The 25,832-nt window shown below is 64.8% G+C and carries 29 protein-coding genes; 8 read left to right on the top strand and 21 right to left on the bottom strand.

Annotated features, from left to right (window positions below):
- Positions 1-85: 85 nt before the first annotated feature.
- The 8 genes from sod to ACJ70B_RS00510 all read right to left on the bottom strand — a co-directional run bounded on the left by sod (position 86) and on the right by ACJ70B_RS00510 (position 4,056).
- Entirely contained in the window at positions 86-688 is a 603-nt protein-coding gene (sod, locus tag ACJ70B_RS00545) for a superoxide dismutase (protein ID WP_408958473.1), read from the bottom strand.
- 200 nt (positions 689-888) lie between these two features.
- The gene (locus ACJ70B_RS00540) at positions 889-1,299 is read right to left on the bottom strand and encodes a hypothetical protein (RefSeq protein ID WP_408958472.1); all 411 of its coding nucleotides are present in this window, start codon (positions 1,297-1,299) and stop codon (positions 889-891) included.
- Between the two features lie 513 nt (positions 1,300-1,812).
- Positions 1,813-2,277, bottom strand: coding sequence for a nucleoside-diphosphate kinase (ndk, locus tag ACJ70B_RS00535; RefSeq protein WP_408958471.1), 465 nt, complete (start codon positions 2,275-2,277; stop codon positions 1,813-1,815).
- Positions 2,274-2,588 carry a 50S ribosomal protein L24e gene (locus tag ACJ70B_RS00530; RefSeq protein ID WP_408958470.1) on the bottom strand — a complete coding sequence of 105 codons (315 nt, stop codon included), beginning with the start codon at positions 2,586-2,588 and terminating at the stop codon, positions 2,274-2,276. The genes ndk and ACJ70B_RS00530 overlap by 4 nt, the downstream gene beginning before the upstream one ends.
- Entirely contained in the window at positions 2,588-2,812 is a 225-nt protein-coding gene (locus tag ACJ70B_RS00525; protein WP_008894573.1) for a 30S ribosomal protein S28e, read from the bottom strand. Before ACJ70B_RS00525 ends, ACJ70B_RS00530 begins: the two co-directional genes overlap by 1 nt.
- A gap of 11 nt (positions 2,813-2,823) precedes the next feature.
- Entirely contained in the window at positions 2,824-3,186 is a 363-nt protein-coding gene (gene rpl7ae, locus ACJ70B_RS00520; protein ID WP_408958469.1) for a 50S ribosomal protein L7Ae, read from the bottom strand.
- A 221-nt stretch (positions 3,187-3,407) separates the two neighbouring features.
- Positions 3,408-3,581, bottom strand: a complete 174-nt coding sequence (locus tag ACJ70B_RS00515) for a hypothetical protein (protein ID WP_408958468.1) — start codon at positions 3,579-3,581, stop codon at positions 3,408-3,410.
- A 49-nt stretch (positions 3,582-3,630) separates the two neighbouring features.
- Complete coding sequence (locus ACJ70B_RS00510; protein ID WP_408958467.1) at positions 3,631-4,056, bottom strand: hypothetical protein; 426 nt, start codon at positions 4,054-4,056, stop codon at positions 3,631-3,633.
- A 173-nt stretch (positions 4,057-4,229) separates the two neighbouring features.
- Here ACJ70B_RS00510 and ACJ70B_RS00505 point away from each other — a divergent pair, with 173 nt between their 5' ends.
- Positions 4,230-4,724 (top strand): SHOCT domain-containing protein, encoded by a 495-nt coding sequence (locus ACJ70B_RS00505; RefSeq protein WP_408958466.1) that lies wholly within the window; start codon positions 4,230-4,232, stop codon positions 4,722-4,724.
- A gap of 36 nt (positions 4,725-4,760) precedes the next feature.
- Here the strand turns inward: ACJ70B_RS00505 and mnhG are convergent, their stop codons facing one another.
- The 7 genes from mnhG to mbhE all read right to left on the bottom strand — a co-directional run bounded on the left by mnhG (position 4,761) and on the right by mbhE (position 11,013).
- Positions 4,761-5,126 carry a monovalent cation/H(+) antiporter subunit G gene (mnhG, locus tag ACJ70B_RS00500; protein WP_408958465.1) on the bottom strand — a complete coding sequence of 122 codons (366 nt, stop codon included), beginning with the start codon at positions 5,124-5,126 and terminating at the stop codon, positions 4,761-4,763.
- Positions 5,123-5,413, bottom strand: coding sequence for a monovalent cation/H+ antiporter complex subunit F (locus ACJ70B_RS00495; protein WP_408958464.1), 291 nt, complete (start codon positions 5,411-5,413; stop codon positions 5,123-5,125). Before ACJ70B_RS00495 ends, mnhG begins: the two co-directional genes overlap by 4 nt.
- Positions 5,406-6,011 carry a Na+/H+ antiporter subunit E gene (locus tag ACJ70B_RS00490; RefSeq protein ID WP_408958463.1) on the bottom strand — a complete coding sequence of 202 codons (606 nt, stop codon included), beginning with the start codon at positions 6,009-6,011 and terminating at the stop codon, positions 5,406-5,408. The genes ACJ70B_RS00495 and ACJ70B_RS00490 overlap by 8 nt, the downstream gene beginning before the upstream one ends.
- Positions 6,011-7,612 (bottom strand): complex I subunit 5 family protein, encoded by a 1,602-nt coding sequence (locus ACJ70B_RS00485; RefSeq protein ID WP_408960137.1) that lies wholly within the window; start codon positions 7,610-7,612, stop codon positions 6,011-6,013. Before ACJ70B_RS00485 ends, ACJ70B_RS00490 begins: the two co-directional genes overlap by 1 nt.
- A gap of 109 nt (positions 7,613-7,721) precedes the next feature.
- Positions 7,722-8,075 (bottom strand): sodium:proton antiporter, encoded by a 354-nt coding sequence (locus ACJ70B_RS00480; RefSeq protein ID WP_408958462.1) that lies wholly within the window; start codon positions 8,073-8,075, stop codon positions 7,722-7,724.
- Complete coding sequence (locus tag ACJ70B_RS00475; protein ID WP_408958461.1) at positions 8,072-8,536, bottom strand: MnhB domain-containing protein; 465 nt, start codon at positions 8,534-8,536, stop codon at positions 8,072-8,074. The genes ACJ70B_RS00480 and ACJ70B_RS00475 overlap by 4 nt, the downstream gene beginning before the upstream one ends.
- The gene (gene mbhE, locus ACJ70B_RS00470) at positions 8,533-11,013 is read right to left on the bottom strand and encodes a hydrogen gas-evolving membrane-bound hydrogenase subunit E (protein WP_408958460.1); all 2,481 of its coding nucleotides are present in this window, start codon (positions 11,011-11,013) and stop codon (positions 8,533-8,535) included. Before mbhE ends, ACJ70B_RS00475 begins: the two co-directional genes overlap by 4 nt.
- Positions 11,014-11,173: 160 nt before the next feature.
- Between mbhE and ACJ70B_RS00465 the strand changes: the two genes are divergently transcribed.
- Positions 11,174-12,835 carry a tRNA uridine(34) 5-carboxymethylaminomethyl modification radical SAM/GNAT enzyme Elp3 gene (locus tag ACJ70B_RS00465; protein WP_408958459.1) on the top strand — a complete coding sequence of 554 codons (1,662 nt, stop codon included), beginning with the start codon at positions 11,174-11,176 and terminating at the stop codon, positions 12,833-12,835.
- A gap of 512 nt (positions 12,836-13,347) precedes the next feature.
- Here the strand turns inward: ACJ70B_RS00465 and ACJ70B_RS00460 are convergent.
- Positions 13,348-13,992, bottom strand: a complete 645-nt coding sequence (locus tag ACJ70B_RS00460; protein WP_408958458.1) for a hypothetical protein — start codon at positions 13,990-13,992, stop codon at positions 13,348-13,350.
- A gap of 188 nt (positions 13,993-14,180) precedes the next feature.
- On the opposite strand from ACJ70B_RS00460, the gene rqcH reads away from it, so the two are divergent.
- From rqcH to ACJ70B_RS00445, 3 genes are all read left to right on the top strand, one after another.
- Positions 14,181-16,349: a ribosome rescue protein RqcH gene (rqcH, locus tag ACJ70B_RS00455; protein ID WP_408958457.1), complete on the top strand. Its 2,169-nt coding sequence runs from the start codon at positions 14,181-14,183 to the stop codon at positions 16,347-16,349.
- 76 nt (positions 16,350-16,425) lie between these two features.
- Positions 16,426-16,707 (top strand): hypothetical protein, encoded by a 282-nt coding sequence (locus ACJ70B_RS00450; protein WP_408958456.1) that lies wholly within the window; start codon positions 16,426-16,428, stop codon positions 16,705-16,707.
- A gap of 109 nt (positions 16,708-16,816) precedes the next feature.
- Positions 16,817-17,110 (top strand): hypothetical protein, encoded by a 294-nt coding sequence (locus tag ACJ70B_RS00445; protein ID WP_408958455.1) that lies wholly within the window; start codon positions 16,817-16,819, stop codon positions 17,108-17,110.
- Between the two features lie 54 nt (positions 17,111-17,164).
- Here ACJ70B_RS00445 and ACJ70B_RS00440 read toward each other — a convergent pair whose 3' ends face one another.
- Positions 17,165-17,707 carry an HTH domain-containing protein gene (locus ACJ70B_RS00440; RefSeq protein WP_408958454.1) on the bottom strand — a complete coding sequence of 181 codons (543 nt, stop codon included), beginning with the start codon at positions 17,705-17,707 and terminating at the stop codon, positions 17,165-17,167.
- 187 nt (positions 17,708-17,894) lie between these two features.
- Positions 17,895-18,461 (bottom strand): hypothetical protein, encoded by a 567-nt coding sequence (locus tag ACJ70B_RS00435; RefSeq protein ID WP_408958453.1) that lies wholly within the window; start codon positions 18,459-18,461, stop codon positions 17,895-17,897.
- A gap of 194 nt (positions 18,462-18,655) precedes the next feature.
- Between ACJ70B_RS00435 and ACJ70B_RS00430 the strand changes: the two genes are divergently transcribed.
- A complete protein-coding gene (locus tag ACJ70B_RS00430; RefSeq protein WP_408958452.1) occupies positions 18,656-19,723 on the top strand; it encodes an mRNA surveillance protein pelota in 1,068 nt (355 codons plus the stop codon).
- 14 nt (positions 19,724-19,737) lie between these two features.
- On the opposite strand, the gene ACJ70B_RS00425 is transcribed toward ACJ70B_RS00430, so the two are convergent.
- The 3 genes from ACJ70B_RS00425 to ACJ70B_RS00415 all read right to left on the bottom strand — a co-directional run bounded on the left by ACJ70B_RS00425 (position 19,738) and on the right by ACJ70B_RS00415 (position 24,470).
- Complete coding sequence (locus tag ACJ70B_RS00425; RefSeq protein WP_408958451.1) at positions 19,738-20,499, bottom strand: TrmB family transcriptional regulator; 762 nt, start codon at positions 20,497-20,499, stop codon at positions 19,738-19,740.
- The gene (locus ACJ70B_RS00420; protein ID WP_408958450.1) at positions 20,496-23,507 is read right to left on the bottom strand and encodes an MMPL family transporter; all 3,012 of its coding nucleotides are present in this window, start codon (positions 23,505-23,507) and stop codon (positions 20,496-20,498) included. The genes ACJ70B_RS00425 and ACJ70B_RS00420 overlap by 4 nt, the downstream gene beginning before the upstream one ends.
- 228 nt (positions 23,508-23,735) lie before the next feature.
- Positions 23,736-24,470 (bottom strand): MBL fold metallo-hydrolase, encoded by a 735-nt coding sequence (locus tag ACJ70B_RS00415; RefSeq protein ID WP_408958449.1) that lies wholly within the window; start codon positions 24,468-24,470, stop codon positions 23,736-23,738.
- A 282-nt stretch (positions 24,471-24,752) separates the two neighbouring features.
- Between ACJ70B_RS00415 and ACJ70B_RS00410 the strand changes: the two genes are divergently transcribed.
- Positions 24,753-25,013: a hypothetical protein gene (locus tag ACJ70B_RS00410; RefSeq protein WP_408958448.1), complete on the top strand. Its 261-nt coding sequence runs from the start codon at positions 24,753-24,755 to the stop codon at positions 25,011-25,013.
- Between the two features lie 98 nt (positions 25,014-25,111).
- Positions 25,112-25,792: a helix-turn-helix domain-containing protein gene (locus ACJ70B_RS00405; RefSeq protein ID WP_408958447.1), complete on the top strand. Its 681-nt coding sequence runs from the start codon at positions 25,112-25,114 to the stop codon at positions 25,790-25,792.
- Positions 25,793-25,832 lie beyond the last annotated feature (40 nt).

Here is a 25,832-nt window from a genome sequence, read left to right as displayed (position 1 = left end):
GCTCGAGTGTGCGACTGCTCCCTAACCAGGCGACCGTCGATAAAAAGCCGAGATTGACAGCTCGTCGCTTAGACGGCGTGTGGCGTTACTCGAAGTGGCCGAGGCACTTCTGGTATTCCTCTTCGGCCGTCTCCCAGTTGACGACGTCGAAGAAGGCGTCGATGAACTCGCCGCGGTCCGGACCGTAGTCGTAGTAGTAGGAGTGCTCCCAGACGTCAAGCGCGAGGACGGGATGAGCCCCCCAGAGCGCGCCCTGGTCGTGCTTGTCGACCGCGAGGTTGCGTAGTTGCTTTGCGACCGGGTCGTATACCAGTAGTGCCCAACCGCCGGCGGCACCGGCAGCGGCCTCGAACTCGCCCTTCCAGCCCTCGTAGGAGCCGAAGTCCTCCTCGATGCGGTCGGCGAGGTCGCCCTCGGGTTCGCCGCCGCCGTTGGGGGACATGTTCTCCCAGAACAGCGTGTGGAGATAGTGGCCACAGCCGTTGTGGGTGACGTTGTTGAGGGCACCCGGCGTCGAGCCGAAGTCTCCATTCTCGCGGTTCTCCGCGAGGGTCTCCTCGGCGGCGTTGAGGCCGTTGACGTACCCTTGATGGTGGGTGTCGTGGTGCCAGGTCAGTACCTGCTCGGAAATCGACGGTTCGAGCGCGTCGTAATCGTACGGGAGTGGTGGAAGTTCGTGGTCAGCCATAGTATGCACCTCACTGTGTGTATCGGTATCTCGCTTGTTAAGTTTTGAGGAGTGAGACGATATCACACCTCACAAATTTGATATCGTCCTTTCGTGCGGTTTACCGACACGTCAGTGGACCTAACCACGAACTGCGTGTTAAACCTTTCAGCACGCTCAATACCTCCCGTCCTACTCCCGGTGGTCGCGGATTCGCCGAATTACGCGATCTCCTTGTGATAGGCGTGCTCGAGCCACTCCTCAAGCGACGGCTGGCTCCAGTATCGCACCGTCTCGCTTCGCCGGTCGTGTTCCAGCAGTCCCGCATCCTCGAGTTTCGGCAGGTGAATGTGCTGGAGTTCCGTCTGCACCTCCGACTCCCGCTCTGCTGGGTCTCGGTCGCCGTCCGAGCCGAGAGTCGTCGTCTCGTTCGCCTCCGTCGTGTCGGCCGTTCGCTCGAGGGCGAGCACGTTTTCGGTGAGGTTCTCGATCGATGCGACGCCGTCGGATTGCTCGTTGAGATAGTAAAGCGCGTACCGTCGACGACTGTTCGAAAGCAGTTCGAAAACGAGATCCAGCGACGGCGTCACCTCCGCTGTCAGCGCTGTCGTCTCTCCCTTCGTTTCACGCATCCGCGAACCACCTACCGTGTGTTACCATTCGAAACCACCATCACTCCATTCTACAGCCGACACATTAGATGTTACGTCTACCGGGAAACGAACCTGTGTTATATTCGTGATTATTTATCGAGAGTATAAGGCAGAAATAGCGCGTTTTACGACGGTACGGGGCCGAAAACGAATAGTGCTACTAACTACTGTCACCAGATATGAACGAGGATAACGACGTTGTAACACGCTGCGATCACTAACGCTACGCCCGGAAATCGAAATGCAGACTTTTCATCAGCTCTGTCTGAGTGAATATTTCATCATGCGAAATCGCTACCTCCCCCTCGTTAGACCGTCGCACGGTCGATCGATACCGCTCGTGACCGTCGTTTGACCCTCTCTCGGCAGACCGAAGCGATGTGTTCTCGATGGGCGAGAGCAACGGCTGTTAACCGAAAAACGAAATTCGCTCGAAGAAAGCAGTACAGAGCTGCCAATGACGCTACGTGAACCGTCGAGCCGGTCCGAACGTTACTCGTAGAGCCACTTGGCGTCGTGTTGCTCGTAGTCGATGAGCTCGTCCTCGTCAAAGTGGATCGCGATCTCGCGTTCGTTTGCGCCCTCGTCCTCGTGGTCGGCGGCGTGAACCACGTTCCGACCGAGGTCGAGTGCGTAATCGCCCCGAATCGTTCCGGGCGCGGCCTCGAGCGGATCGGTCTCGCCGATCATCTGGCGGACCTGTCGGGTCGCGTCCTGGCCCTCCCAGACCATCGGGACGACCGGTCCCGAGGTGATGAAGTCGACGAGGTCGTCGTAGAACGGCTTATCCTCGTGCTCGCTGTAGTGTTCCTCTGCCCGCTCGCGGGGCATGTTCTCGACCTTGATGCCGACGAGCTTGAGCCCGCGGTCTTCGAGTCGGGAGACGACCTCGCCCACGAGTCCGCGCGCGAAGGCGTCGGGCTTGACCATCACGAAGGTGCGTTCGTGATCGCTCATGCTTCCTCGGCCTCGGTTTCCTCGGTCTCGTCGACGGTTTCGTCCCCGGCGGGCACGTCTTCCTCGTCCTCATCGACGGCGTCGGCCTGGTCGCCCTCCTCGGTGGCGGCCGTGTCGGCCTGTGCGGGACCTTTCCCGCGACGACCTTCTTCGGTCCACTCGAGGTCGCGCGGTTCGCGCCCGAGTTTGAAGTTTTTCTCCGCCTTCGAGTCGACGAAGTGGAGTACGGTGCCGTCGTTCTGGACGTACATGATGCCCGTACCGGGCTCGATCTCTTCGCCCGTGTAGTCGCAGGTTCGTTTCTCGACCATTATTGTCCACCGATGGAGTCGGCCTCGCGGGCGGTCTCGCGAAGTTGGAGGACGTCCCCTTCGCGGACCGGCCCGAGGCAGTTCCGGGTGATGATGCGTCCCTGGTTCTCGCCCTCCTGAATTCGACACTTGACCTGCATGGCTTCGCCGTGCATGCCGGTCTTGCCGACGATCTCGATGACCTCGGCGGGCGTGGATCCAGTTTCTTCCTCTTCAGCACTCATCTCTGATCACCTCAGTCGAGGTCCTCGACCTTGTCGGCGATGTCCTCGATGTCGTCTCCCGCCTCGCCGGCGTCGACGATCGCCGCGGCGGCCGAGCCGACCTCGAGGCCGGCGGCGTGGCCGACATCGTCCTGGGTCTCGATGAAAACGACAGGAATGCCCTTCTCGTCGGCGAGCTCCGGGAGATGCATCACGATCTCCTCGGGCGAGACGTCTTCAGCGACGTAGACGAGTTCGGCGTTGCCGCGCTCGATGGCTTTCGTCGTTTCGTTGGTTCCTTTCTTTACGCGTCCGGTGTCTCGTGCGACCTCGAGCGCCTCGAGGGCGTCGTCGGCGAGGTCGGCTGGGATGTCGGTTGTGACGTATACTGACATTGGTTGTTCACCTCTCCTACGCGTGGGCTCGCGCTCCCCTGCCGTCCGGGCGCTGGAACCCGGGCCGGGTCGTTCCGGCGGAAGTCCTGTGAGGCTAGGAGCATCATCAACCCCGCGTAGGGTGTACACCCGAATAACGCTGCCCCCCTTAAAAGCGTGTTCAAACGATCGCAGGCGTGCAATCGGTCCACACAGGGTTTCGGATTGGGGCTCGAGGGAGTTTACGAGAGAACCCGAAGCAGCGCCAAAATGACAATCGGGCACACGAGGAGGAAGAAAAGCGCGCCGAAAACCGGGATCCATGCCGGGAGAACAGCGAGAGCGAGTATCGCAACGCCGACAGTCAGGAGCCCGATAATGATGTTGAGACGAAGCAGTATCGCTTCATCGGTCATTACGACCTGATTTGGATGAATACTAAAAAGAGTTTGTGATAATATATCGTTACCGCGTCGCGAGTCGATCGCTGAGCCGTCGAGTGATTCCTCGGTCAACGTACCGATGAACGGCCGTTTCGAGGAGAACTGCGACGGCGAGAACGGTTCCGGTCGTGAGCGTGAGGAGTCCGCCGCCGAAGACACAGCCCGCCGTACCCGCGTACAGCGAGTGTAGACTCGCCGTTGCGATCCATAGTGTTAGCGCGCCAAACAGCCCGACGAGTATCGAACCGATGGTGACCCCGTTACGGACTACGCCGAGAAGCGCCACGAGTCCGAGCACCCCCGGAACGACGAGTTCGGGATCGACCGGCATCGGCCCGATCGTCGGCCACGCGGGATACGGCTGCGGGAGTTGCGCAGCCATCGTGCCGACTATCAGGAGGACGAGCACTGCAAGCGTGACCGCAAGCGCTCTGAGCGCCGCTCCCATTACTGGTTATTCTTTTCACACTATCGCGGTAAGTATCGTTCGGTCGCACTATCCACGTTCCCAACATACGGGATCGCGGTTCCGTTGCCAGCCGAATTCGTTTTCCCGGTCGTACCCGAGCTATGGCCCCTCGAGCCACCAACGTATTTCCTGCCCCGATAGAATAGCGACGTATGAACGGGATCGAGGGGAGCGATCGCGAGCAGCCGGGAGACGATCCGTTGACGAGACTCCGTGAGAACGCGACCGGGATCGCATCGATGCTCGTGACGGCGATCTGGCTCGGCGCGATGTTCACGGGACAGGAGTGGTGGCTTGCAGCGCTGCTCGTCGGCTACATCGCCGTCGTGCCGCTGGTTGCGCTCCTGTTCGGCGACGAGGAGGATCGCCGTGAGTGGGTCGACGACTACACGCCCGGCGAGACGGTCTCGGACAGAGACACAGACGCCGAGCCCACCGGGAGGGACGCCGACCGTGACGCCCGCGACGCCCTCGAGACGCTCCGTGAACGCTATGCTGCGGGCGAACTGACCGACGAGCAGTTCGAGCGAAAACTCGAGCGCCTGCTCGACACAGAGACGCTCGAGGATGCTGAAGCGCGGACTCAACGCGGGAAGCGGGCCGAACGAGACCGGGAGACGGACCGCGAGCACGAATACGAACGGTGAGCCCGCTCGTGGCCACTCGAGAGCGGGTGAGCCGATTCAGTCGTCGGTCGGCTTGGTCTCCTCCGACCGGTCTGATCGCTCGACCGCCGACGCGTCCGGCCAGGTGACGCTCCCGAGGAAAGGGATGCCGATCTGCTCGGCGGCCCGGGCGATCATGTGCGAGCCGGTCGGCACCGTCAGGAAGAGGAAGACGATCCCGATGAGTGCTGTCAGTCCCTCGGATCCGGGACCGAACTCGACGAAGCCGGCCAAGAAGATCGCGGCGGTGCCAAGCGTCGTCGGCTTGCTCGTGGCGTGCATCCGGTTGTAGACGTTCGGCAGGCGAAGCAGGCCGATCGTCCCGACTGTCAGGAAGAACGCGCCGACGGCGATGAGCGCGACGATGACGATATCGTGGATCATTCGATCACCTCGCCTTCGGTGACGAACTTGGCGACCGCGACCGTCGCGATGAAGCCGATAATCGCGAGCACGAGGCTCACGGTGACGAACAGCCCGCGGCCGGTCAGCAGTGCGAACAGCACGGCGATCGCAACGACGTTCGTCGCAATGGCGTCGAGTGCGACCACCCGGTCGGGGTTGGTCGGGCCGCGGATCACGCGGTAGCTACAGAGGACACAGAGTCCGCTGACGAGGACCAGCGCCGCGCGGATCGTCGTCTCGAGAAACGCCGGGGTCGCCTCAGTCATCGTCCTTCCCTCCGTCCCGACGGTTGGTAGTACTGTCTCTTTCTCCGCCGGAGACGACGATCTCCGGCGGCGGATCGGACGGCGAGGCGTCCTCGTCGAACAGCCCGAGGGCGTAGTCCTCCCAGGTGCGGATGGGTTCGGCGATCGCCTCGGGATCGCGGCCGTTGACGCCGTGGACGTACAGCGCGTTGGTCTCTGAGTCGTAGTCCAGCGTCACCGTCCCGGGCGTGATCGTGATGCTGTTGGCGATAACGGTGATCGCCACGTCGGACTCGACCCGGAGCGGCACCAGAATGACTTCGGGCTCGATCGGCATCCCGGGCGAGAGCACCCGGTAGGCGACGTCGATGTTCGCCCGCAGGAGCTCCCACGCGAAGGCTCGGAGGTAGAGCCCGGCGTAGGGCAACGACCGAACTCCGCGCCCGAGGTCGATGCGTTCGGCGTAGAGCCGCCGGAAGATGAACGCGACCGGCAGGCCCACGAGCAGCCCCGCGAGGAAGCCGCCGACGAGTGACGACACAGTGAGCGGTAACCCGCGGACGAACACCCACAGCGTCGCGAAGACGACGCCGACGACCGGCCACGTTTTCACCTCCATCAGTGGCCACCTCCGCTCGTGCCGGCGTCGGCCACCTCGCCCGGTTCGATTGGATCGACGGCCTCGACGTACGCCTCAGTGTCGAGCGCGGCCTCGGCGGCGGCCGTCGCGAACTCGTAGACGGGGTCGAAGCCGACGCCGACGGCGAGGATCGTCGCTGCGAGGACGACGAGGACTCCAACCTGCACGCGGTCGATCGCCGCCGCTTCCACGGCGGGCGTCTGAGCACCCCAGAAGCTTCGGTTCCACAGCCGAGTCGCGTAGGCGATCGTCAGCAGCGAGCCGACGAGCAGGAGGACGATCACGGGGCCGGCCTCCGCTCGAGCCGCGGCGTCGAAGACGAGCAGTTTGCCGAAAAAGCCCGACAGCGGCGGGATGCCGACGAGTGCGAGCGAGGCGACGAACACCGTGATCGCCAACGGTGGCGACCGCTTTGCGAGCCCGCCGAGGTCGTCGAAGCTGCTCGTCCCCGTCGCCGACCGGACCGTGCCGACCGCGAGGAAGAGCAGTCCCTTCGCCAGCGTGTGGTTGAGCGCGTACACCAGCGCGGCGACGATGGCGAGCTGGCGCAGGTCCGGGCCGGTGACCGTCGCGCCGATCGCGACGGGGACGGCGATGAAGCCGACCTGCCCGATGCTCGAGTAGGCGAACACGCCCTCGAGCGAGTCGCGCCCGACGGCTCCGATCCCGCCAAGGAGGATGCTGGCTCCGGCCATGACGAACAGCGCCGCGCCGACGAAGGCAAGCGGCGAGTCGATAACGATGCCGGTGGCCGGGATCGCCAGCTCGACCGCGACCTCCGCGCCCGCGAAGACGGTAAATGAGAGCCGGATGATCGCATAGATGCCGACCTTCTTGGTCGCGCCAGCGAGCAGCGCGGCGATCTGGGGCGGTGCGGCCCGGTAGGCGGTCGGAATCCAGAATTGGAAGGGAACGAGCCCGGCCTTGATCGCGAACACCGAGAGGAGCAGGCCGAACAGACCGATCACCGGGGCTGGATCGAGACCGTACGCGGCCGGTTCGGCCAGCCGCTGTGCGAGATCGGCCATGTTGAGCGTCCCGGTCGTCGCGTAGATGCCGCCGACGCCGAGCAGGAAGACGGCGCTTGCCAGCAGATTGAGCGAGACGTACCAGAACGCGGCGCGAGTGTGCTGGGGACCGCCGCTGTAGGCGACGAAGACGTAGCTGGCCATCAGCATCACCTCGAACCAGACGAAGAGGTTGAATAGGTCGCCGGTGAGGAACGCGCCGGTGACGCCCAGCACGAGGAAATGAAAGAGCGGGAAGTAGTAGCTACGCCCCTCGCCGCCGGGGAGGTGTCTGGTCGAGAAGACCAGTGACGCCACTCCCAAGACGGCGATCATGGTCAGCATGAACGCCGAGAGGCCGTCGGCGACGAGCGTGATGCCGAAGGGAGCCGGCCAGCCGCCCACCTGGTAGGTTGCGATCCCCGGCGCGTCCGGTGCGAGAACGACGTACCAGTCGATGGCCGCCACCGCGACCGCGTAGGCCGCGCCGCCTCCGAGGCTCACCGCCGCTCGAGCGCGGGGGCGGCGGCCGAGCAGCAGCGTCGCGACGGCCGTCACGATGATGACCAGCATCGGCGCGATCACCAGTTGCGAGCCCGTGCCCAGCGGTGGTGACGGCCCGGCCGTCACCGTCGATCACCCGCCGTTTCCACCGTTGTGGTCCGTCGCCGTGGCTTCGTTGTCATTCTCGGTCACCTAACGCCGACACGTCGAGCGTGTCGTGTTCTTCGTAGACTCGGTACGACAGCACGAGCGCGAACGCGGTCATGCCGAAACCGATGACGATGGCGGTCAACACCAGCGCCTGTACAACCGGATCGGCCGTCGTCGGGACGTGCTCACCGTGGCCGGCCAGGATTGGCACCGACTCCGCCGTCGCCGGGGCGATGCCCCCCATCGCCAGCAGGTAGAGGTTCGCGGCCTGGCTGACGATCGCCAGCCCCCAGACGACGCGGATCAGGTCCCGTCGCAACAACAGGAAGGTGCCGAGAGCAAACAGCGCGCCGACCGTCGCTGCGAGGACGACCGCCGTCATTCGGCACCCACCACCGAGAGAATCGTGAGGACGCCGCCGACCACGACGCAGTAGACGCCGAAGTCAAACGCAAGCGCGCTGGCCACCTCGAGGTGGTGATAGATCGGAATTCCCTCGAGCGTCTCGTGGGTCTGTGCGAGGAACGCCTGCCCGAAGACGAGCGGTGCGAGTCCGCTCGCGACCGCGATCGCGAAGCCGTAGGCGAACAGCCGGCGGTAGGCGACGACGACGCGGTCCCGCGAGGGCTCCTTCCCAGGATCGACGTCCCGACCGAGAATCCCGCGCTCGAGGAAGTCGAGTCCGTAGGCCATGTAGACGATCGCAAAGGCCGTCGTCGTGAGGACGCCGCCGATGAAGCCGCCGCCGGGGAGGTTGTGGCCCTCGATGAACAGCGAGATCGCGACGACCAGAATAATTGGAACGATCGCCCGCGCGGTCGTGCGCATGATGACCGTCGTCACTGCTCATCACCTCGGTCGTTGTCGGTGCCTTCCGCGTTTCCGCCGTCGGCGTGCGTGCCGATCGACTCATCCTTGGTCACCTCGTCGTCGAGCAGTTCGTCGCCGGCCCGGGTATCGATCAGGTCGCTGTCGCCGCGGCCGCGCATGACGATCAGCGTCAGAATCGAAATCGCGGCCAGCGCGATCACGACGAGTTCGCCTAGCGTGTCGAAACCCCGGAAGTCGACGAGGGTCACGTTGACGATGTTTGTCCCGCCGCCCTCGGGGACCGCCCGCTCGGCGAAATACCGTGCGATGTCGGTCGGACCGGTAGGCCGTGCACTGGTCGTAACCAGCACCGTGACGAACGCCGTCGCGCCGACGGCCAGCGAGAGGACGACGTCGCGGACGCTCCGTCTGAGCCCGATCGCGGCCCCGTCGGGAATTTCCTCGATTACCAGCAGGAAGATCACGAGCACCAGCGTCTCGACGACCAGCTGGGTCAACGCGAGGTCGGGCGCGCTCGCGAGGATGTAAAAGATGGCGATCATGAACCCGAGAATCGAAAGCGTGAGCACGCCCGCGACGTGGGAATCAGCCAGGACGACGGCGAGTGCGCCCACGACCGCGACGAGCAACACGAGCGCGATCGACGGCGTGGCTTCGAGCCCCAGTTCGACCGGCTCGAGGGCTCCGGCGGCGAGGAAGCCGACCAGTGCGAGCGCACAGGTCGCGCCGAGCGTCCACGTCGCGTACGTCCGGAGCAGCCCGTTGTGGACGCGACCGGCGACCCACCGTCCTTCGATAGAGAGACTGCTGACGAGGGCGTCGTACCACCAGTTCGCGCCGATCGGCGGCGCTCGCCGCGGAATCGCGCCAATGGCATCGTGGAGCCGCTCGTAGAACGGGAACGCGGCGACCCCGGCGACGATTGTCACCGCACTCATTCCCACCGGCGTCGAGTACGACGTCGGGAGGCCGACGTGCATCTCGTGGGGGTCGACCGCCGTCGCCTCGAGGCCGGGCTGGACGACGAGGTCGACGGCGAACTGGGGGCTGACGCTGACGGCCGCGGCCAGCAGTGCCAGCAGGGCCGGCGGAACGAGCAGGGTGACGGGCGGGCTGTGGACGTGGCCGAGTTCGTCGGGCCGATCGCCGAAGAACAGGGCGAGAAAGCGCAGCGAGTAGAGGACGGTGAAGATGCTGCCGAAGACGGCGACGGCGGGGTAGAGCCAGCCGAGGGCACCGATCTCGTGGTGGTGGCTCGCCTCGACGGCGGCCTCGTAGAGGAGTTCCTTCGAGTAGAAGCCGTTGAAGGGCGGGATGCCGGCCATGCTGAGCGCGACGACCGTCGTGATCGCCGCGGTCACGGGCAGGTCGCGTCGGAGCCCGCCGAGTTTCGCAATCTCGCGGGTGCCCGCCTCGTGGGCGATGATCCCCGCGACGAGGAAGAGCGCGGCCTTGAACAGCGCGTGATTGAGGAGGTGAAAGACGCCGGTCTCCGCGCCGTAAACCGAGGTAAAGCCGAAGCCGGCGATCATCAGCCCGAGGTGACTCGCCGTCGAGTACGCGAGCAGTTCCTTGATGTCCGTCGCCGCGACGGCGAGCATCGCACAGATCGTCATCGTGGCCAGTCCGAGCGTCGCAAAGAGGAGGAGCCACTCTTCGCCGCCGAGCATCGGACGGACGCGCCCGACGAAGTAAACGCCGACCTTGACCATCGTCGCGGAGTGGAGAAACGCCGAAACCGGCGTCGGGGCCGCCATCGCGTTGGGCAACCAGAAATGCAGCGGCACCTGCGCCGACTTGGTCGCCGCACCGACCGCGAGCAATCCGAGCACCGGGAGGAACAGCCCCCGGTCGCGCAAGACCGCCTGCATCGCCTCGGGATGCTCGAGCATCGCGGCGAGGTCGAAAGCAGCGGCCGGACCGAGGACGTCACCGGCGACGACCGACAACAAGAGGAGCCCGACGAGCAAGAAGAGACCGCCGCCGACGGTGACGAGCATGGCCATTCGGGCGGCGTACTGCGAAGAGTCGTCGGCGGTGTAGTGACCGATCAGGACGAACGAACAGAGGCTCGTGAGCTCCCAGAAGAGGAAGATCGCGATCAGGTCGGCGGCGAGTGCAACGCCGACGATCGAGCCCATAAATGCGAGCAAAGCGGCGTAGTACCTGACGAGACCAGATTGGCCGTACATGTACGCGGGCGAGTAGGCAAAAACGAGCGCGCCGATCCCACAGGCGAGCAGCGCGAACAGCAGCGCCCAGCCGTCCACGTAGAACCGGAGCGCGATGTCGAGCGAGGGGACCCACTGGAGCGCGACGGTCCCCTCGGCTCCGTACTGGGTCGCGAGTAGGCCGAACGACGCCAGCGCGACGACGGATCCAGCGAACCCGGTCTCCTCGCCGAGGACGCGAAAGATAAGCGGCGTGAACGCTGCGACGACGAACGGGAGCGCGACCGCGGCGACAACCATCGCCTGGTCGGGAGACATTTAGTACGCCGAGGGTAGGGCGAGACCACCCTTAAACGATTACCTTTCGGATGGCAGAAACGTGTGGAATGCGGCGGGATCGGTCGCTCGCACGACGGGGACGCGACGGTCGTCCGCGAGTCCGACACGCTTATTCGCGAACGGCGACGAATCACGCACAGTGAGTACCGAGACGCCCGAACCGACCGAAACCGAAGCGTTCGAGCGGGTCTGCGAGACGCTCGTCGACCGGATCCTCGCCGGTGAGATCGAGCGCGACGAGGTCGAGAAAGCCAAGCTCGAGGCCTGTTCGGAACACTCAGCGCCCAAGGTGCCGAAGAACTCCGAGCTGCTGGATTATGCGCCCGAAGAGCACCGCGAGACTCTCGAGACGGTGCTTCGGCGCAAACCGGTTCGGACGGCCTCCGGCGTCTCGCCGGTCGCGATCATGACCTCGCCCGAGCGGTGTCCCCACGGGAAGTGTCTCTACTGTCCCGGCGGCCCCGACTCTGAGTTCTCGTCGTCACAGAGCTACACGGGCGAAGAGCCCGCCGCCGCCCGCGGCGTCCAGAACGATTACGACCCGTACGGGCAGGTGACGCTCCGGCTCGAGCAATTGCGCCAGATCGGCCACCCGGTCGACAAGGTCGAACTCATCCTGATGGGTGGGACGATGACCGCCCGCAGCCACGACTATCAGGAGTGGTTCGTCAAGCGCGCCCTCGAGGCGATGAACGACTTCGACGTCGACAAAGAGCCCGAGCCGGCCGAGGGAGTGAGCTTCGCGCAGGATCCCGACGAGTACGACTGGAAGTACCTCGAGGACGTTATCGCGGAAAACGAGACCGCGGACGTCCGCAACATCGGGACGACCTTCGAGACCAAGCCCGACTGGTGTGACCCTGAACAAATCGACCGGATGCTCGACCTCGGCGGGACGAAAGTCGAGGTCGGCGTCCAGACCACCTACGAGCGCATCAACCGCGAGATGCACCGCGGCCACGGCGTCCATGAGTCAATCGAGGCGAACCAGCGACTGCGGGATTCGGCGTTCAAGGTCGGCTTCCACATGATGCCGGGTCAGCCGGGCATGTCGGCGGAGATGTGTCTCGAGGACTTCCGGCGGCTCTTCGAGCAGGAGCAGTGGAAACCCGACTACCTGAAGATCTACCCGACGCTCGTTGTGCGGGGGACCGCGACCTACGACTGGTGGCATAAAGATGAGTACGAACCGCTGAGCAACGACGAGGCCGCCGAGTTGATTGCCGAGATCAAGGACATGATCCCCCGCTATACGCGGCTCCAGCGCGTCCAGCGTGACATCCCGGCGGACTTTATCGACGCCGGCGTCTGGAAGTCGAACCTACGCCAGCTCGCTCGTCAGCGGATGGACGAGCACGGCTGGTCGTGTGACTGCATCCGCTGTCGTGAGGCCGGCATGAACGACGAGGAGCCCGAGAACATCGAACTCGACGTGATGACCTACGACGCCTGCGGCGGCACCGAACACTTCATCTCGTTCGAGGACTTCGATCGGGACCTGCTCGTCGGCTTCTGCCGACTCCGGTTCCCGAACGATCCCGTCCGACCGGAACTCGAGAACGCGGCGCTGGTTCGCGAACTCCACGTCTACGGCTCAGAGGTCGCAGTCGGCGGTGAGGGTGAGACGGACCAGCATCAGCATCAGGGCTACGGCCGTCGCCTGATGGACCGCGCCGAGGACCTCGCCGCCGACGCCGGCTACGACAAGCTGAGCGTCATTTCGGGAATCGGCGCTCGAGAGTATTACCGGACCAAGCTCGGGTACCACCAGGACGGTCCCTACGTCAGCAAGCGGCTGTGAGCGCGCCGTCGGCGTGCGTTGTTCGATCGGTCACCCTCTTAGCGGCGGTTCTTCTGCCCCGTTCGGCGGACGGCGAGTAATATTCTGGCACAATTGCAAAAATTTATATCATTGGCAACGGTAATTCCGTGTGCCGACGAACGTCGGCACCGTTGTCACGTTCCCCACCACGACAGCGGCAGACCGCACCACCGCTCGAGCGCGCCGATTCCCGCTCGCCCGTTCCCCTGGGGCGATCACGGTGCGCTCGGTGCCGGACCCCTTTTGCGAGCCGATCGCCGTCGCGATAGCGATAGGTCCGTGTTTATCTGGACTCGGATTCGGTAGTCGATGCGGCATGACGGTTCTCACTGACCGGCGGCTCGACTTCGGTAGCCGCCGACGAGTTCGTACGCAAGAAGCGCGACAAACAGTCCGAGGATGAGCACCTTGACGATCAGTCGCTCGCGGCCGGTACCGGTGACAGTGATCGAACTCAGCAGAACGGTACTGTCGCGAACGAGCCGTTCGCGTCAGTCGATCGTGACCTCAAGCTCGAGCAGTCCGAGGTGGGAGGGCGCGCGGCCGCCGTTCGTGCGGAACTCTTGGGGTGTCGAGCCGATAACCTCGTAGAACTCGGCCTGGTCGTTCGGCACCAGAACGTTGCCGTCGTCGCGTTTGAGAAACGCGGGCGCGTTCGTTCCCTCGATGAACTCGAGTTGGTCTTCCCACTCCTCGTCGGCGTAGATGAAGGTGCCAAAGGAGAACCGGCCCGCGGCGAGCGCATCGTGCTTTTTGAGGAACGCTCCTGCCTCTTCGGCGTTGAACTCCTCGTCGCTCACCCAGGCGACGGCCGCGATGCCCTCGGCCTGAAGGAGGTAGAAGTCCCAGGACAGCGTCGCGTCGAACACCGCCCAGGTACTGCGCGGGCCGATGGTGTTGACCTCGGCGCTAAAGGTGGGGACGACCGCCGATCCCTCTTGCTCCGGGACGAAAGCCACGTCGTAGCCCGGGACGCGGATCCCCCGATCGTGGTAGACGACGCCGTCGAGGTCGATATCGGCGTCGATCCGGTCCACGATGCTTCGGACGGTCGCCCCGCCCTCGTCCCGGAGGTGCTCGAGGAAGTCCGGGAACTTCGTGACGTCCGTCCACGTCGGTCCATCACCGGCGCTCATGCGTCTCGATCACCCCGCTCTCGAGTGGGTCCACCGACAACGTCGTGCATGTGTGACGGTGGGTGCCGACGCGGATTAGGCCTTCCGACTCGGCCGACGGGCTGGAGTGCTTGCCATCGTCTCCCAGCGCGGAGACGGCGGTGGCGGCGGAGCGACACGCCTTTTTGACCGGACCGGCCAGTTCCGGTATGGATCCAAAGCGGGAACTCACCAGCGTCGACCTCGCCGCCCTCGTCGGGGAACTCGGGGCCTACGAGGGGGCGAAAGTCGACAAAGCCTACCTCTACGGCGACGATCTCGTCCGGCTCAAGATGCGGGACTTCGACCGGGGACGCATCGAACTTGTTCTCGAGGTCGGCGAGATCAAGCGAGCGCACACGGTCGCCCCCGAGCGAGTCCCGGACGCTCCCGGCCGGCCGCCGCAGTTCGCGATGATGCTTCGCAACCGGCTCTCCGGCGCGGACTTCGCCGGCGTCTCCCAGTACGAGTTCGACCGCATCCTCGAGTTCGTTTTCGAACGCGAGGACGGGACGACCCGGATCATCGTCGAACTGTTCGGTCAGGGCAACGTCGCCGTCACCGACGGCGAGTACGAGGTAATCGACTGCCTTGAGACCGTCCGGTTGAAGTCCAGAACGGTCGTTCCGGGGTCGCGTTACGAGTTCCCCGACACCCGGACGAATCCGCTTTCGATCTCCCGCGAGGCGTTCGACCGCGAGATGGACGATTCCGACACCGACGTCGTCCGAACGTTGGCGACACAGCTCAACTTCGGTGGCCTCTACGCCGAGGAGCTGTGTACCCGCGCCGGCGTCGAGAAGGGCCTAGATATCGCCGACGCCGACGAGTCTGTCTACGATCGCATCTACGAGGCCATCGAACGGCTCGCACTCGACATCCGGAACGGGAACTTCGAGCCGCGGCTTTACTTCGAGCGCGACGATTCGGACGGCAACGAGAGCGAGTCAAGCGACGGGGCAGACGGGGCCGACGCCGGAGAGGGCCGCGTCGTCGACGTGACCCCGTTCCCGCTCGAGGAACACGCCGACTTCGACGGCGAGCCCTACGACGCCTTCCTGGCCGCGCTGGACGACTACTTCTTTCGACTGGAACTCGAGGACGAGGAAGAAGTCGACCCCGCGGAGCAGCGACCCGACTTCGAGTCGGAGATCGCCAAACACGAGCGCATCATCGAGCAACAGCAGGGGGCGATCGAGGGATTCGAGCAGGAGGCCGACTCGTTGCGCGAGCAGGCCGAGTCGCTGTACGCCGAGTACGGGCTAGTCGACGAGATCATCTCGACGATTCAGGGGGCCCGCGAGGAGGACCGCTCCTGGGACGAGATCGAGGAGCGCTTCGAAGAGGGTGCCGACCGGGGGATCGAGGCCGCCCAGGCGGTCGTCGACGTCGACGGCAGCGAGGGGACGGTCACCGTCGAGATCGACGGCGAACGGATCGATCTCGTCGCCCGGCAGGGCGTCGAGCAGAACGCCGACCGGCTCTACACCGAGGCCAAGCGCGTCGAAGAGAAGAAAGAGGGCGCACTGGCGGCAATCGAGGACACTCGCGAGGACTTAGCGGACGCCAAGCGCCGCCGCGACGAGTGGGAAGCCGGCGACAACGAGTCGGCTGACGACGAGGGTGACGAGGAAGAGACGCAGCGCGACTGGCTCGCCGACCCCTCGATCCCCATCCGCGAGAACGAGCCCTGGTTCGACCGCTTCCGCTGGTTCCACACCAGCGACGGCTACCTCGTGATCGGCGGACGCAACGCCGACCAGAACGAGGAACTGGTCAAGAAATACCTCGAGCCTGGCGACAAAGTCCTCCACACGCAGGCCCACGGCGGCCCCGTCACCGTGTTGAAGGCGACCGATCCCAGCGAGGCCTCCTCGAGCGACATCGAACTCCCCGACTCGAGCATCGAGGAGGCCGCCCAGTTCGCCGTCTCCTACTCGTCGGTCTGGAAGGACGGCCGCTACGCGGGCGACGTCTACGCTGTCGACTCGGACCAGGTCACGAAGACCCCCGAGAGCGGCGAGTACTTGGAGAAGGGCGGGTTCGCAATCCGGGGCGACCGGACCTACTACCGCGATACGCCAGTCGGCGCGGCCGTCGGCATCCAGTGTGAGCCGTACACGCGGGTGATCGGCGGCCCGCCGTCGGCCATCGAAGACCGCGCCGAGACGACGATCGCACTCGAGCCGGGCCGGTACGCCCAGGCCGACGCGGCCAAGCGGCTCTACCGACAGTTCCGCGAACGGTTCGCAGACGAGACATTCGTCCGCAAAATCGCCAGCCCAGACCGGATCCAGCACTTCATGCCGCCGGGCGGGAGCCGAATCAAAGGGGACTGAGGCGACCCGGTCCGGCGGTTCCGACACGCCATATCCGGGCCAACGCCCAACCCTCGGGAGCGGTCTAGAGGCCCCGATGTCACTATTCGCGACACTCGCGCCGGCCGCGCTCGGCGTCCCGTCGACGGGGCCGGGCATCGTCGCCGCGGTCATCGTCGTCGCACTCGCTCTCATCATCGGCTTCATCGCGTTCCTGGCGTTTAGCCCCGGCACGCAACCGGCTCCGGTAGAAGGGACCAAGCCGTTCTCGAGCGAACCGACTGAGACGGACGAGACGGAGTCGGAACGCGAACCGACCGAGACGGACACCGGATCCGAAAGCGAGGCCCGATCCGGATCGCGATCCGAAACGGGGTAAGCCGGCCCACTGCGGTCACCACGAGTCTTACGAGCGGCCGCTCCGCCCTCGAGCGGAGGCTGCACTCGCCGGCCCCACGACTACGCGGTCGACCGTGGACGCGACGACTATGGCAGACATCGATACAGACACCGACTCGGAACCGGAACTCGGCACTGCGACCATCGTCTACGAGACGCCCGGCGAGAACGACGAGCGCGTTACCGTCGATAACGATCGACTCGCGTATTTTCAGGACCACTGGCTGTTTGCCTACGGGACCGACGACGACGGTAACGACGTCGTTCGACGGGTCCCGAAAGAGCGCGTCCACTACGTCGAACGGTCCGTCGAAGCGATCGAGGAGACGTTCGAGTCCGGCCTCGAGAAGGCGAAAGACAAGCTCGACGATATCCGGGGGTGACCGGGATGGAGTATCGTCACAACGGCGGCCCCCATTTGCACGAGCGCCGCGTCCTCACTCCGATTCCTCGGCCTCTACGGACTCGCCCGGCCACCCGCTCGAGAGACCGGGCGAGTCGTCCCGATTGCCGAACGGCACGGACTGGCCGTCCTCGAGCGCGTCGAGACATTGTTCGACGGTATACGTCCGGTCGCCGTCCGTGCAGGGCGCGACGCACTCGAGGTCGTCGTCCTCGTAGACGGCGACACAGACGACCGGGACCCGAATCTCCTCCGCCGTTGCGCCGCGACCGAACCTCGAGGCCGTCTCGCGGCGTTCGAACGCCGGGCGAAGGGTGTACCCCTCGCGGTCGGCCCAGGACTGGAACGCGTCGACCGTGACCGAAACCGACCGGCCGGAGTCGCTGAGGGACTCGATCGCGGGACACACCGACCCCCACGTTTTGATTCGCACGTCGGTATGGCCGTCCCGCTGCTCGAGACGGCGCGATCGCGCGACGGTCTCGCCGAGGGTATCGACCACGTCCGGTGACGCGCACTGTCGAAGAAAGACTTCTACCCGGACCGTTTGCGGTGAGTCGGTGGCTGAGTCCGTCATTGTACGTAGCGGACGGATGCGTCTCCGCGCGCAACCGTACTCGTCGCGGCCACTCTCACTCTCATAAAACTAGCACCGTGTAAGCGGTCTCGACTCTCGCTCAAGCGGGACGGTCGTCTCGCTTCGGGCGCGGGAATCGAGTGCTGTTAGCCGACCGCGTGTCGCGGCCGGCTCCGAATGCGGTCCGTCACTCGTCGGCGGGGGTCGTGTCCGGACCACTCCGTCGGCGAGAGCCCGCCGATGCGTCGGTATCGCCGCCGTCGTATCCCGTTGTGGTCGTACTGCGCTCGGCGGTGTCGTAGGAGGAGCCGAGCGCGATCAGGAACCCGACCATCGCGGTCACGAGGGCGACGCTTCCGATCGCGACGCTCCCGATTGCGGCCACCGTCCCTGAGAGGACTTCGCCGGCGGTCAACAGCGAAACCGCCGTCACGGCCGCGATCAGCGCGAGGAGCCTGCCCAACCGACCGGCGTCGAACCCGTGGAACGTCTTCTCACCGGTGGTGTCCAGCAACACCGGGATGATTCCGTTGTACGAGTCATCGGTTCGCGCGTTCCCAAGCGAGTGGATCGATTGCGTGATCCACGCGCCGGCCGTGAAATTGAGGAGCGCGACGAACGAGAGCAGGCCGATCTGCCCGTCGACGAACAGTCCTGTCAAGAGCGCACCCGCGAACGTAATCGCCATGATGGCGTGCGTCACCAGCGAACGGACGCCGAAGTCTTCGAAGCGGGTAGTATAGTTCTGTTCCATACCGTTAGTAGGGCAGGACCGGTAATCCGCATCGTCCCTAACTATGTTGCGCGTGAGCTATTGGCAGACGTTTACTCCCCGCTGACGGTCGTCTCGATCGCCGCGGATCGCGTTCCGCGACGGTGAGACGGTCGGCCGACTGGTCGCCGCTACCGATCGCAGTCCACTTACCGCCGCCCCGCGAACCGCCGGCCATGCAGATCAAAGACCGGGAGCAGGTCGAGGGCGGCCGCGAACGGGTGACCGTCGTCCCCGAGAGCGTCGACGACCTCTGGCACCTGCAGTACGTCCTCGAGCCCGGCGACCGCGTCGCGGGCGATACGACCCGGCGGATCCAGCGCAACGACGACCAGATGCGCGACACCGGCGGCGAGCGCGAGCACATGTGGGTCGCGATCGCCGTCGACGATATCGAGTTTCACAAGTTCGCCAACCGGCTGCGAGTCGGCGGCGAGATCGTCGCCTGCTCGCGCGAGGATCAACTCGACTTTCACCACACGTTAAACGTCGAGGCCCGCGACGAGATCTCGATCGAGAAGCGGTTCAAGCCCGATCAGGAGGCCCGCCTCGAGGAGGCCGAAGAAGCGACAGAGAACCCGGACGTGGCGATCGCGACGGTCGAGGAAGGGGAAGCCCACGTCCACACGGTCGCTCAGTACGGCACCGAGGAGCGGGCGACGATCACCGGCCCGACGGGCAAGGGCGAGTACGCCCGCGAGCGATCGGAACTGTTCTCGGAACTCGGCGACGTGCTCAAACGCCTCGAGGTCGATGCGATCATTCTCGCCGGCCCCGGATTCACGAAGCAAGACGCCTACAAACACCTCGAGCAGAACGAGCCCGAGGTCGCCGACCTGATCACGATGGTCGACACGGCGGCCGTCGGCGACCGTGGTGTCCACGAAGTGCTCAAACGCGGTGCCGTCGCGGACGTCCAAGAAGAGACGCGAATCGAGAGCGAGGCCGAGTACATCGACGAACTCACCCGCCGCATCGCCGAGGGTGCCAAGGCGGCCTACGGGCCCGAACAGGTCCAGCAGGCCGCCGAGTTCGGTGCGATCGAGCGGTTGCTCGTCCTCGACGACCGGCTCCGACAGGAGCGCGGTCCCGACGGCGAATGGGCGATCGACGTCGACGGGATCGTCCGTACGACCGAACAGAAAGGCGGCGAGGTGACGGTCTTCTCGAGCGAGTTTCCGCCCGGCCAGCAACTCGCCAATCTCGGCGGCATCGCGGCGCTGTTGCGATACCGCCTCGAGTGAGCCGCGAGCGCGGGTCAGTCGACCTCGACTCGTAGCTCGTCGCTGGCCTCGATGAGCTGGATCAGGACGGAGGCGAACACCGAGCCCGCGCTCCAGATCGCGGTCTCACCGTCTTCACCGCCGAGAACGCTTAGGAGGATGGTGGCGTCGTCTACGAGGACGATCCGTCCCGGTCGCTGATCGTCCGTTCGGTCTCCCGGCGGACTCACGACGCTGACGTCCTCGACGTCGGCGAGCCGGTCGCGGATCGCGTCCGTTCTGCTGACGACGATCACCGAGACGCCGGCCGCCGCGCGTTCCGCGAGAACCCGTTCGACCGAGTCCGAGACGAGTTCCGGGAGCCGTGTTCCGAAGACGATTCGCTCTTCGGCCTGCGAGAGAATGTCGACAGCGCGATCGTCGACGCGGTCGCGGCCGCGAACCGTCCAGATGTCTTCCCGCGTTTCCTCGCCCGCGGGTTCGTTTTTGACTGTTTCGACGTAGTCGAACGCCCGGTCCTGTTCACGCTCGAACCGGTCTCGAAGCGTCTCGCGCGCCTCGTCGACGCTGACCGGCCGGTACCGGATCGGGTTCGACTGCTGGACCTCGAGCAGGCCGTGCTCCTCGAGGCTCTCGGCGACGCTGTAAACCTGCGAGCGGGGCACGTCGGTGACGTCGGCGACGTCGCGGGCCGTCCCCGCGCCGAGGCGGTGGAGCGCGATGAACACCTTGGCCTCGTAGCTAGTGAGCCCGAGCCCCTCGAAGGCGTCGACGGCCGCGTTCTCGTCGTCGGTCACTCTTCGTCACCACCCTGCGAGGAGTCGTCGCCGGCCGTCGCCGGTGTGCCGCCGTCGCTGGCGGTCGGCGTAGGCTGGCCCAGCCCCGACGGATCGAAGGAAACGTCCGGGCCGAAGTACCGGGTCCACAGCACCAGCAGCGCCGGCAAGACGACGACGCTCGCGAAGAACGCGTACGTGATCGTCAGCGCGGTGATGATGCCGAACTGCTGGAGCGCCGGCAGGATCGCGAAGGCGAGGACGCCGAAGCCGCCAATAGTCGTCGCCGCGCTGCCCAGTAGCGCCCCGCCGGTGCCGGTCACCGTGGTCCGCAGCGCCGACCAGACGTTGCCCTGACGCTCTAACTCGAGCGAGTAGCGGTCGCTGATGTGGATGCTGTAGGCGACGCCGAGCCCGACGGTGAGGCTCGTGATCATCCCCGTGAGCACGTTAAAGGGCATGTCGATGAGGTACATCGTTCCCAAGATCCAGCTAACCGCGAACGCGACCGGTAGCAGGGTCACGACGCCCAACGTCGCGCTACTTCCCGTTAGCCGGTAGGCGAGTGTGAGGAAGAGGAAGACGGCCACGAGCGTGATCAGCAGGCTCTCGATGACCGTATCGAGCAGGTCCTGCTCGACGATGTGGCTGACAATCGGCTGTCCGGTTGCGATGGCGCTCCATTGGTCGCCGCTGCCGTCCTCGATCGTGCTCGCGATCGCGCGCATCTCCTCGGTCGTCTCGCTGTTCGAGACGTCACCCTTCACGGCGAGGACCAGTCGTGCGGAGTCATAGGAACCGTCCTCGGTCCGGTGGATCACCTGGCTCGCGGCCTCTCTGTTGACGTCGAACAACTGATCGTACAGCGCCGAGACGTTCTGTTCCGGAACGCCGTCGTCGTCGGTGTCGGCCGCGGTGAACGACTCGTTGAAGGACTCGTTTTGCGCGGCGACCGTCCGCATCGTCGACAGCGGGTCCTGTACGTCGGCCTCGCCAGTCGCGAGCGGGTAGGCGATACTGCTGTTCGTCGCCTCGGCCTGTGCGGTATCGATCCGCTCGAGTAACTCGGGGTTCGAGACGTTCCCGTCGATGAGGATCTGCGCCTGACTGTCCTCGCGTTGGAAATTCTCGTTGACGTACTCGAGGTTTTGCTTCATCGTGTATTCGCCGGGCTGGAAGGGCTCGGGAAGACTCTGCGTCCATTCGGGCGGGCTGTCGGCGATGAAGTCCTTCTGCTGGAAGCTGGTGTCGACCTGCGTCGCGCCGTACACGCCGCCTGCCGAGAGGAGCAGTGCGCCGATGAGGACGACGATCGGGGCCTTCCGGGCGGCGACCGAACCGACCGCGAGCACGTCGCTAAAGCGACCGTCGCCGGTCCCGAACGCGCGCTTCTGCCGATCGAAGCCGTGGGACTCGAGGAACTCGTCGACCTCGATCTTGGCGGCGGGGATCAACGCGCCGAAGACGATCAGCGCGGCGACGATGCCGACGGAGCTGACGATCCCGAACTGTCGAATCGGGCCGATCGGGCTAACGAGGTTCGAGAGGAAGCCGATGACGGTCGTGGCCGTCACCCAGACGAGTGCGACGCCGACGCCGGCGAGCGCGGTCGTCATCGAGCCGCGGACGCTGTCGGTCGTTCCGTCTTCCTCGCGCTGTTCGCGGTGGCGCATGAAGACGTGGATCGCGTAGTCGATCGAGAGTCCGATCAACAAGACCGGGACCGCGACGAACATCTGATTGAACGCGATCCCTGCCCACCCCATGAAGCCGAACGTCCAGACGAGGACGGCGACGATGCCGACGACCCCGAGGACGATGTCGAGCAGATCGCGGTAGGCGACGATCAGCGCGACGATAACGAACAACAGCGCGAGCGGGCCGACGATAGCGAGGCTGTCGCCCATCGACCGCTGGATCTCGTCGGTGATGACGCCGCCGCCGAAGACGAGATACTCCTGATCCTGATCGTTCGCGAGCTCCTCGATGGCGAGTTGGCTCTCGACGATGGTGTCGCTGACGGCCCCGCCCATCCCACCCATCCCGTCGGTGGTGGTCGATTGGACGATCGACGTCATCCGCGCATCGGCCGTCGTATTGCCGGGTTCGTACGAGGATGGCATCAGCGCGATCGCGAAGTTATCGTCGGAGCTGTTCCCCGACAACGTCTGCGTGAGCGTTCGCTCGTACTCCGTTGTGTTCAAGTTCTCGAGTGCGGCGATCTGGTCCTTGAGCGGCGGTCGCTCCGCGCTCTGCAGTGCCGCGTACTCTGACTCGAGGACACCGTACGTTCCGGCCCTGTACACGCCCTGTAGCTGCGAGGAGAGTTCCTGATACTCTGGCTCCGCTCGGGGGTTGTCGGACTGCGAGCGAATCTCGTATCGCTGTGATTCGATCGTTCGCGCTTGCTGGACCGCCGTGCGGTACTGTGCGGTCTGGTTGGCGGTGAGGTCGGCCGTCGCGTTCTCGACGACCGCGTCGAACCGAGCCTCGAGCGCGGCCGAGCGCTGTCGGTATTCGGACTCGCTCACCGAGCCGTTGTCGGAGGACGCGTTTAACTGCGCGTACCGGCGCTGGAGCCCGACCGTCCGATTGAGGCCGTCGCTGAGATCCGATCGAGTTTCGTTCAGTTCGGCGGCCTGTTCGCTTCTAATCGCCGAAATCGCGATGATATTTTCGACGCCGGTGATCGACTGGTTCTCGACCAACGTCGAATTGATCGTCTCGTTCGCTCGTAGCTCCTGTTGGAACTCGAGCGAGGAAATCAGCGATTCCTTCGTGAGCACGTTGTCGCCGCGCGTGATCAGCTGTACGCTGGTCGTGTTCTCCTGTTGTTCGCTCGTGAAGTTCCCGTTGATTCGGTCCAAGGCCTTCGCTTCCGACGATTCGCTCTCGAACTGGGAGAGCGAAGAGTCGTTATCGACGTTGGGCATTCCGGCCCCGACGACCACCGTCGAGAGCAGAAGAACGACGAGAACGATTCGCGTGTGCGTCGTGATTCCGTCGGCGAGTCGGTCCGGAATACTCATCCGATCACCTCACGGATAGCTGGAGAGGATTCGCTCGAAACCATTCTGTTGTTACGATCCTACAAACTCGGTGGTATAAACGTGTTCGGTATTTATGTCGAACCATCGAAACTACGAGATAGGCGTACTGACGGCTCGAGAGGTAGATTTCGGTCCTCGAGCGCTCGGATGTTCGTCGAAACCGAACCGCGGCGTCGGCAGGACTTGACCAGGTCGCGACTCAGGACGCTATTCGATCGAAACGGTCTGGAGGTCCGCGGCGAATCGAACGTCGCCGTCGTAGTGGGCCCCGATCGACTCGAGCATCTCGTCGTGGCGGCCCTCAGTGTGGGGATAGAGGTGGGTGAGGTAGACCCGGCCGATCTCTCGGCCGGCGAGTTCACGACCGAGCGCGTCGGGCGTCGGGTGGTTCGAGACATCGACGTCGTCGGGGAACGAACAGTCGTGAGCGAGAATCGCCGAGCCCTCGGCGAAGTTCGCCAGCCCCGCGAAGGCCTCACTGTCGCCACTGAAGGTAAAGCGATCGTCGAAGCGGTAGGCCAGACAGGGTACCGAGTGACGGGTCTCGTACGCCGAGACGTCAAACCCCGCGACGGAGAATTCGCCGGGGACCACCTCCCGGACCTGCAGTTCGAGTTTCTCTCGCATGTACTCGTAGACATCGAGCAGGTCGTCGACCAGCGCCTTGGTCCCTTGCGGACCGACGATCTCGAGGTGGTCTTCGCCAGCGAGCCACCGGGCCTTCATGAGCGGAAGTAGATCGGCCACGTGATCGAGGTGGTGGTGAGTCAGGAGGACCGTCGAGACGTGCTCGTATCCGACGCCGGACTGCTGAAGCCGCTGGAGTGCGCCGGCTCCGCAGTCGACCAGCAGCGTCCGTCCGCCGTCTCGGACGAGAATCCCCGCCTGAAACCGCTCTCCAGTGGGCATGGCGCTGCCCGTCCCCAGAAACGTCACTCGCATACGCAGATGTGGAACGCCCGCCCCGATAAGGATACCTCTCGTTTGCCGGGGAGCGGTCCGTCCATCCGTCGCCGGTCGCACCAACACCGACAGTCGGACGCACCCGCCTCGAGCGCCGTGTAGCGGCGGAAACTTTCAAGCAGGTGGACACTCCACCGTAGAGTATCGTTTCGATGGCATCGCATCTAATCGCTCTCGGGGGAGTCCGCCACCGGCACGGCGGCGTCGATCCGGCCGCCGTGACTCCGATAGGTCTCCGTCCAACTGGCCGCCGGTGACCGCATGCTCGGCTGCCTCGAGGACTCGTTCCCGCCGGCGGTCACGAAGACGACGCTATACCGCATCGCCGGCTGGCTGCTGCGGGCGTACGTCGCCGGATTGGCGATTCTCGGCGTCTACAGTCTCCTGTGGGTGCTTGAGATCGCCGGCGTGTTCCCCAGTCGCTGGCTGTCGACGGCCTGGATCGGAATCGCCGCGATGGGGTCGATCTTCCTCGTCCTGTCGTTCCCACTTTACTACGCCGCTCGATCGACCGAACGGTGAGCGCTCGCGTTCGGGAGACGGCGAGTACGTCCCGTAATCTCGGTCACACGTGTCGGAAGGCTTTCGGCGTCGGCTCCCGTTTCGCTATAGCGAATCGTATGGCGCGGAGCTTCATCGCCGAACTGCTCATCTCCCATCCCGACCTTCCGTTAGCCCCGACCATTCGAGCGGTTCCGAGCGTGACGATCGAAGTGGAAGCGCAGCCGCTGACGGCGACGACCGACGAGGACAGGCCGACGATCTTTTTCACCCTGATGGACGCGGCCGAGCGCTGCGACCGGGACTTCGAATCGGCACTGTCTCGCGATCGCACGGTAGACGACTGGACAGTCGTCCTCGAGCTGGCGGACTGTCGAACCTACAAGATTCGGCTCGGCCAGAACGCGAAAGTCACGTCGCCGAAGATAACGGGGCTCGGCGTCCGAATTCTCTCGATTCGAAACGCCGCGGATGACTGGCGACTCCGACTGCAAGCGCCGGACAAGGAGAGCCTCGGTGCGTACTGGCGGTACTGCCGCGACGAGGACATCCAGTTCACCCTCGAGAAGCTGTACAGCAGTCGGGCGCAAGCGCGACCCGCCGAGGATCGTCGCATCGAGGCGCGGCTCACCGATCGCCAGCGAGAAGTCGCCCGCACCGCGACTCGAATGGGGTACTACGAGTCCGACGGCGCGAGCGCCAAAGCGGTCGCCACCGAACTCGACATTTCGCGCTCGACGCTGTCGACGCATCTCCGCCGGATCGCGGCGAAACTCTTCCGAGAGACGTTCGGAGAGTGATGCGGTAACCGGTATCGCCGCCGATGAAACGCCACACCCG

This window comes from Natrinema sp. 74 (assembly GCF_046097095.1).
Lineage (GTDB): Archaea > Halobacteriota > Halobacteria > Halobacteriales > Natrialbaceae > Natrinema.
The sequence above is the reverse complement of the archived record's forward strand: the minus strand, read 5'-3'. Positions and strand labels throughout refer to the sequence as shown.

Bases quoted from the DNA above. Each gene is read 5' to 3' on its own strand.
- sod (WP_408958473.1), bottom strand. From the start codon at position 688: ATGGCTGACCACGAACTTCCACCACTCCCGTACGATTACGACGCGCTC.
- ACJ70B_RS00540 (WP_408958472.1), bottom strand. From the start codon at position 1,299: ATGCGTGAAACGAAGGGAGAGACGACAGCGCTGACAGCGGAGGTGACG.
- ndk (WP_408958471.1), bottom strand. From the start codon at position 2,277: ATGAGCGATCACGAACGCACCTTCGTGATGGTCAAGCCCGACGCCTTC.
- ACJ70B_RS00530 (WP_408958470.1), bottom strand. From the start codon at position 2,588: ATGGTCGAGAAACGAACCTGCGACTACACGGGCGAAGAGATCGAGCCC.
- ACJ70B_RS00525 (WP_008894573.1), bottom strand. From the start codon at position 2,812: ATGAGTGCTGAAGAGGAAGAAACTGGATCCACGCCCGCCGAGGTCATC.
- rpl7ae (WP_408958469.1), bottom strand. From the start codon at position 3,186: ATGTCAGTATACGTCACAACCGACATCCCAGCCGACCTCGCCGACGAC.
- ACJ70B_RS00515 (WP_408958468.1), bottom strand. From the start codon at position 3,581: ATGACCGATGAAGCGATACTGCTTCGTCTCAACATCATTATCGGGCTC.
- ACJ70B_RS00510 (WP_408958467.1), bottom strand. From the start codon at position 4,056: ATGGGAGCGGCGCTCAGAGCGCTTGCGGTCACGCTTGCAGTGCTCGTC.
- ACJ70B_RS00505 (WP_408958466.1), top strand. From the start codon at position 4,230: ATGAACGGGATCGAGGGGAGCGATCGCGAGCAGCCGGGAGACGATCCG.
- mnhG (WP_408958465.1), bottom strand. From the start codon at position 5,126: ATGATCCACGATATCGTCATCGTCGCGCTCATCGCCGTCGGCGCGTTC.
- ACJ70B_RS00495 (WP_408958464.1), bottom strand. From the start codon at position 5,413: ATGACTGAGGCGACCCCGGCGTTTCTCGAGACGACGATCCGCGCGGCG.
- ACJ70B_RS00490 (WP_408958463.1), bottom strand. From the start codon at position 6,011: ATGGAGGTGAAAACGTGGCCGGTCGTCGGCGTCGTCTTCGCGACGCTG.
- ACJ70B_RS00485 (WP_408960137.1), bottom strand. From the start codon at position 7,612: ATGCTGGTCATCATCGTGACGGCCGTCGCGACGCTGCTGCTCGGCCGC.
- ACJ70B_RS00480 (WP_408958462.1), bottom strand. From the start codon at position 8,075: ATGACGGCGGTCGTCCTCGCAGCGACGGTCGGCGCGCTGTTTGCTCTC.
- mbhE (WP_408958460.1), bottom strand. From the start codon at position 11,013: ATGTCTCCCGACCAGGCGATGGTTGTCGCCGCGGTCGCGCTCCCGTTC.
- ACJ70B_RS00460 (WP_408958458.1), bottom strand. From the start codon at position 13,992: ATGAGCGCCGGTGATGGACCGACGTGGACGGACGTCACGAAGTTCCCG.
- rqcH (WP_408958457.1), top strand. From the start codon at position 14,181: ATGGATCCAAAGCGGGAACTCACCAGCGTCGACCTCGCCGCCCTCGTC.
- ACJ70B_RS00450 (WP_408958456.1), top strand. From the start codon at position 16,426: ATGTCACTATTCGCGACACTCGCGCCGGCCGCGCTCGGCGTCCCGTCG.
- ACJ70B_RS00445 (WP_408958455.1), top strand. From the start codon at position 16,817: ATGGCAGACATCGATACAGACACCGACTCGGAACCGGAACTCGGCACT.
- ACJ70B_RS00440 (WP_408958454.1), bottom strand. From the start codon at position 17,707: ATGACGGACTCAGCCACCGACTCACCGCAAACGGTCCGGGTAGAAGTC.
- ACJ70B_RS00435 (WP_408958453.1), bottom strand. From the start codon at position 18,461: ATGGAACAGAACTATACTACCCGCTTCGAAGACTTCGGCGTCCGTTCG.
- ACJ70B_RS00430 (WP_408958452.1), top strand. From the start codon at position 18,656: ATGCAGATCAAAGACCGGGAGCAGGTCGAGGGCGGCCGCGAACGGGTG.
- ACJ70B_RS00420 (WP_408958450.1), bottom strand. From the start codon at position 23,507: ATGAGTATTCCGGACCGACTCGCCGACGGAATCACGACGCACACGCGA.
- ACJ70B_RS00415 (WP_408958449.1), bottom strand. From the start codon at position 24,470: ATGCGAGTGACGTTTCTGGGGACGGGCAGCGCCATGCCCACTGGAGAG.
- ACJ70B_RS00410 (WP_408958448.1), top strand. From the start codon at position 24,753: ATGCTCGGCTGCCTCGAGGACTCGTTCCCGCCGGCGGTCACGAAGACG.
- ACJ70B_RS00405 (WP_408958447.1), top strand. From the start codon at position 25,112: ATGGCGCGGAGCTTCATCGCCGAACTGCTCATCTCCCATCCCGACCTT.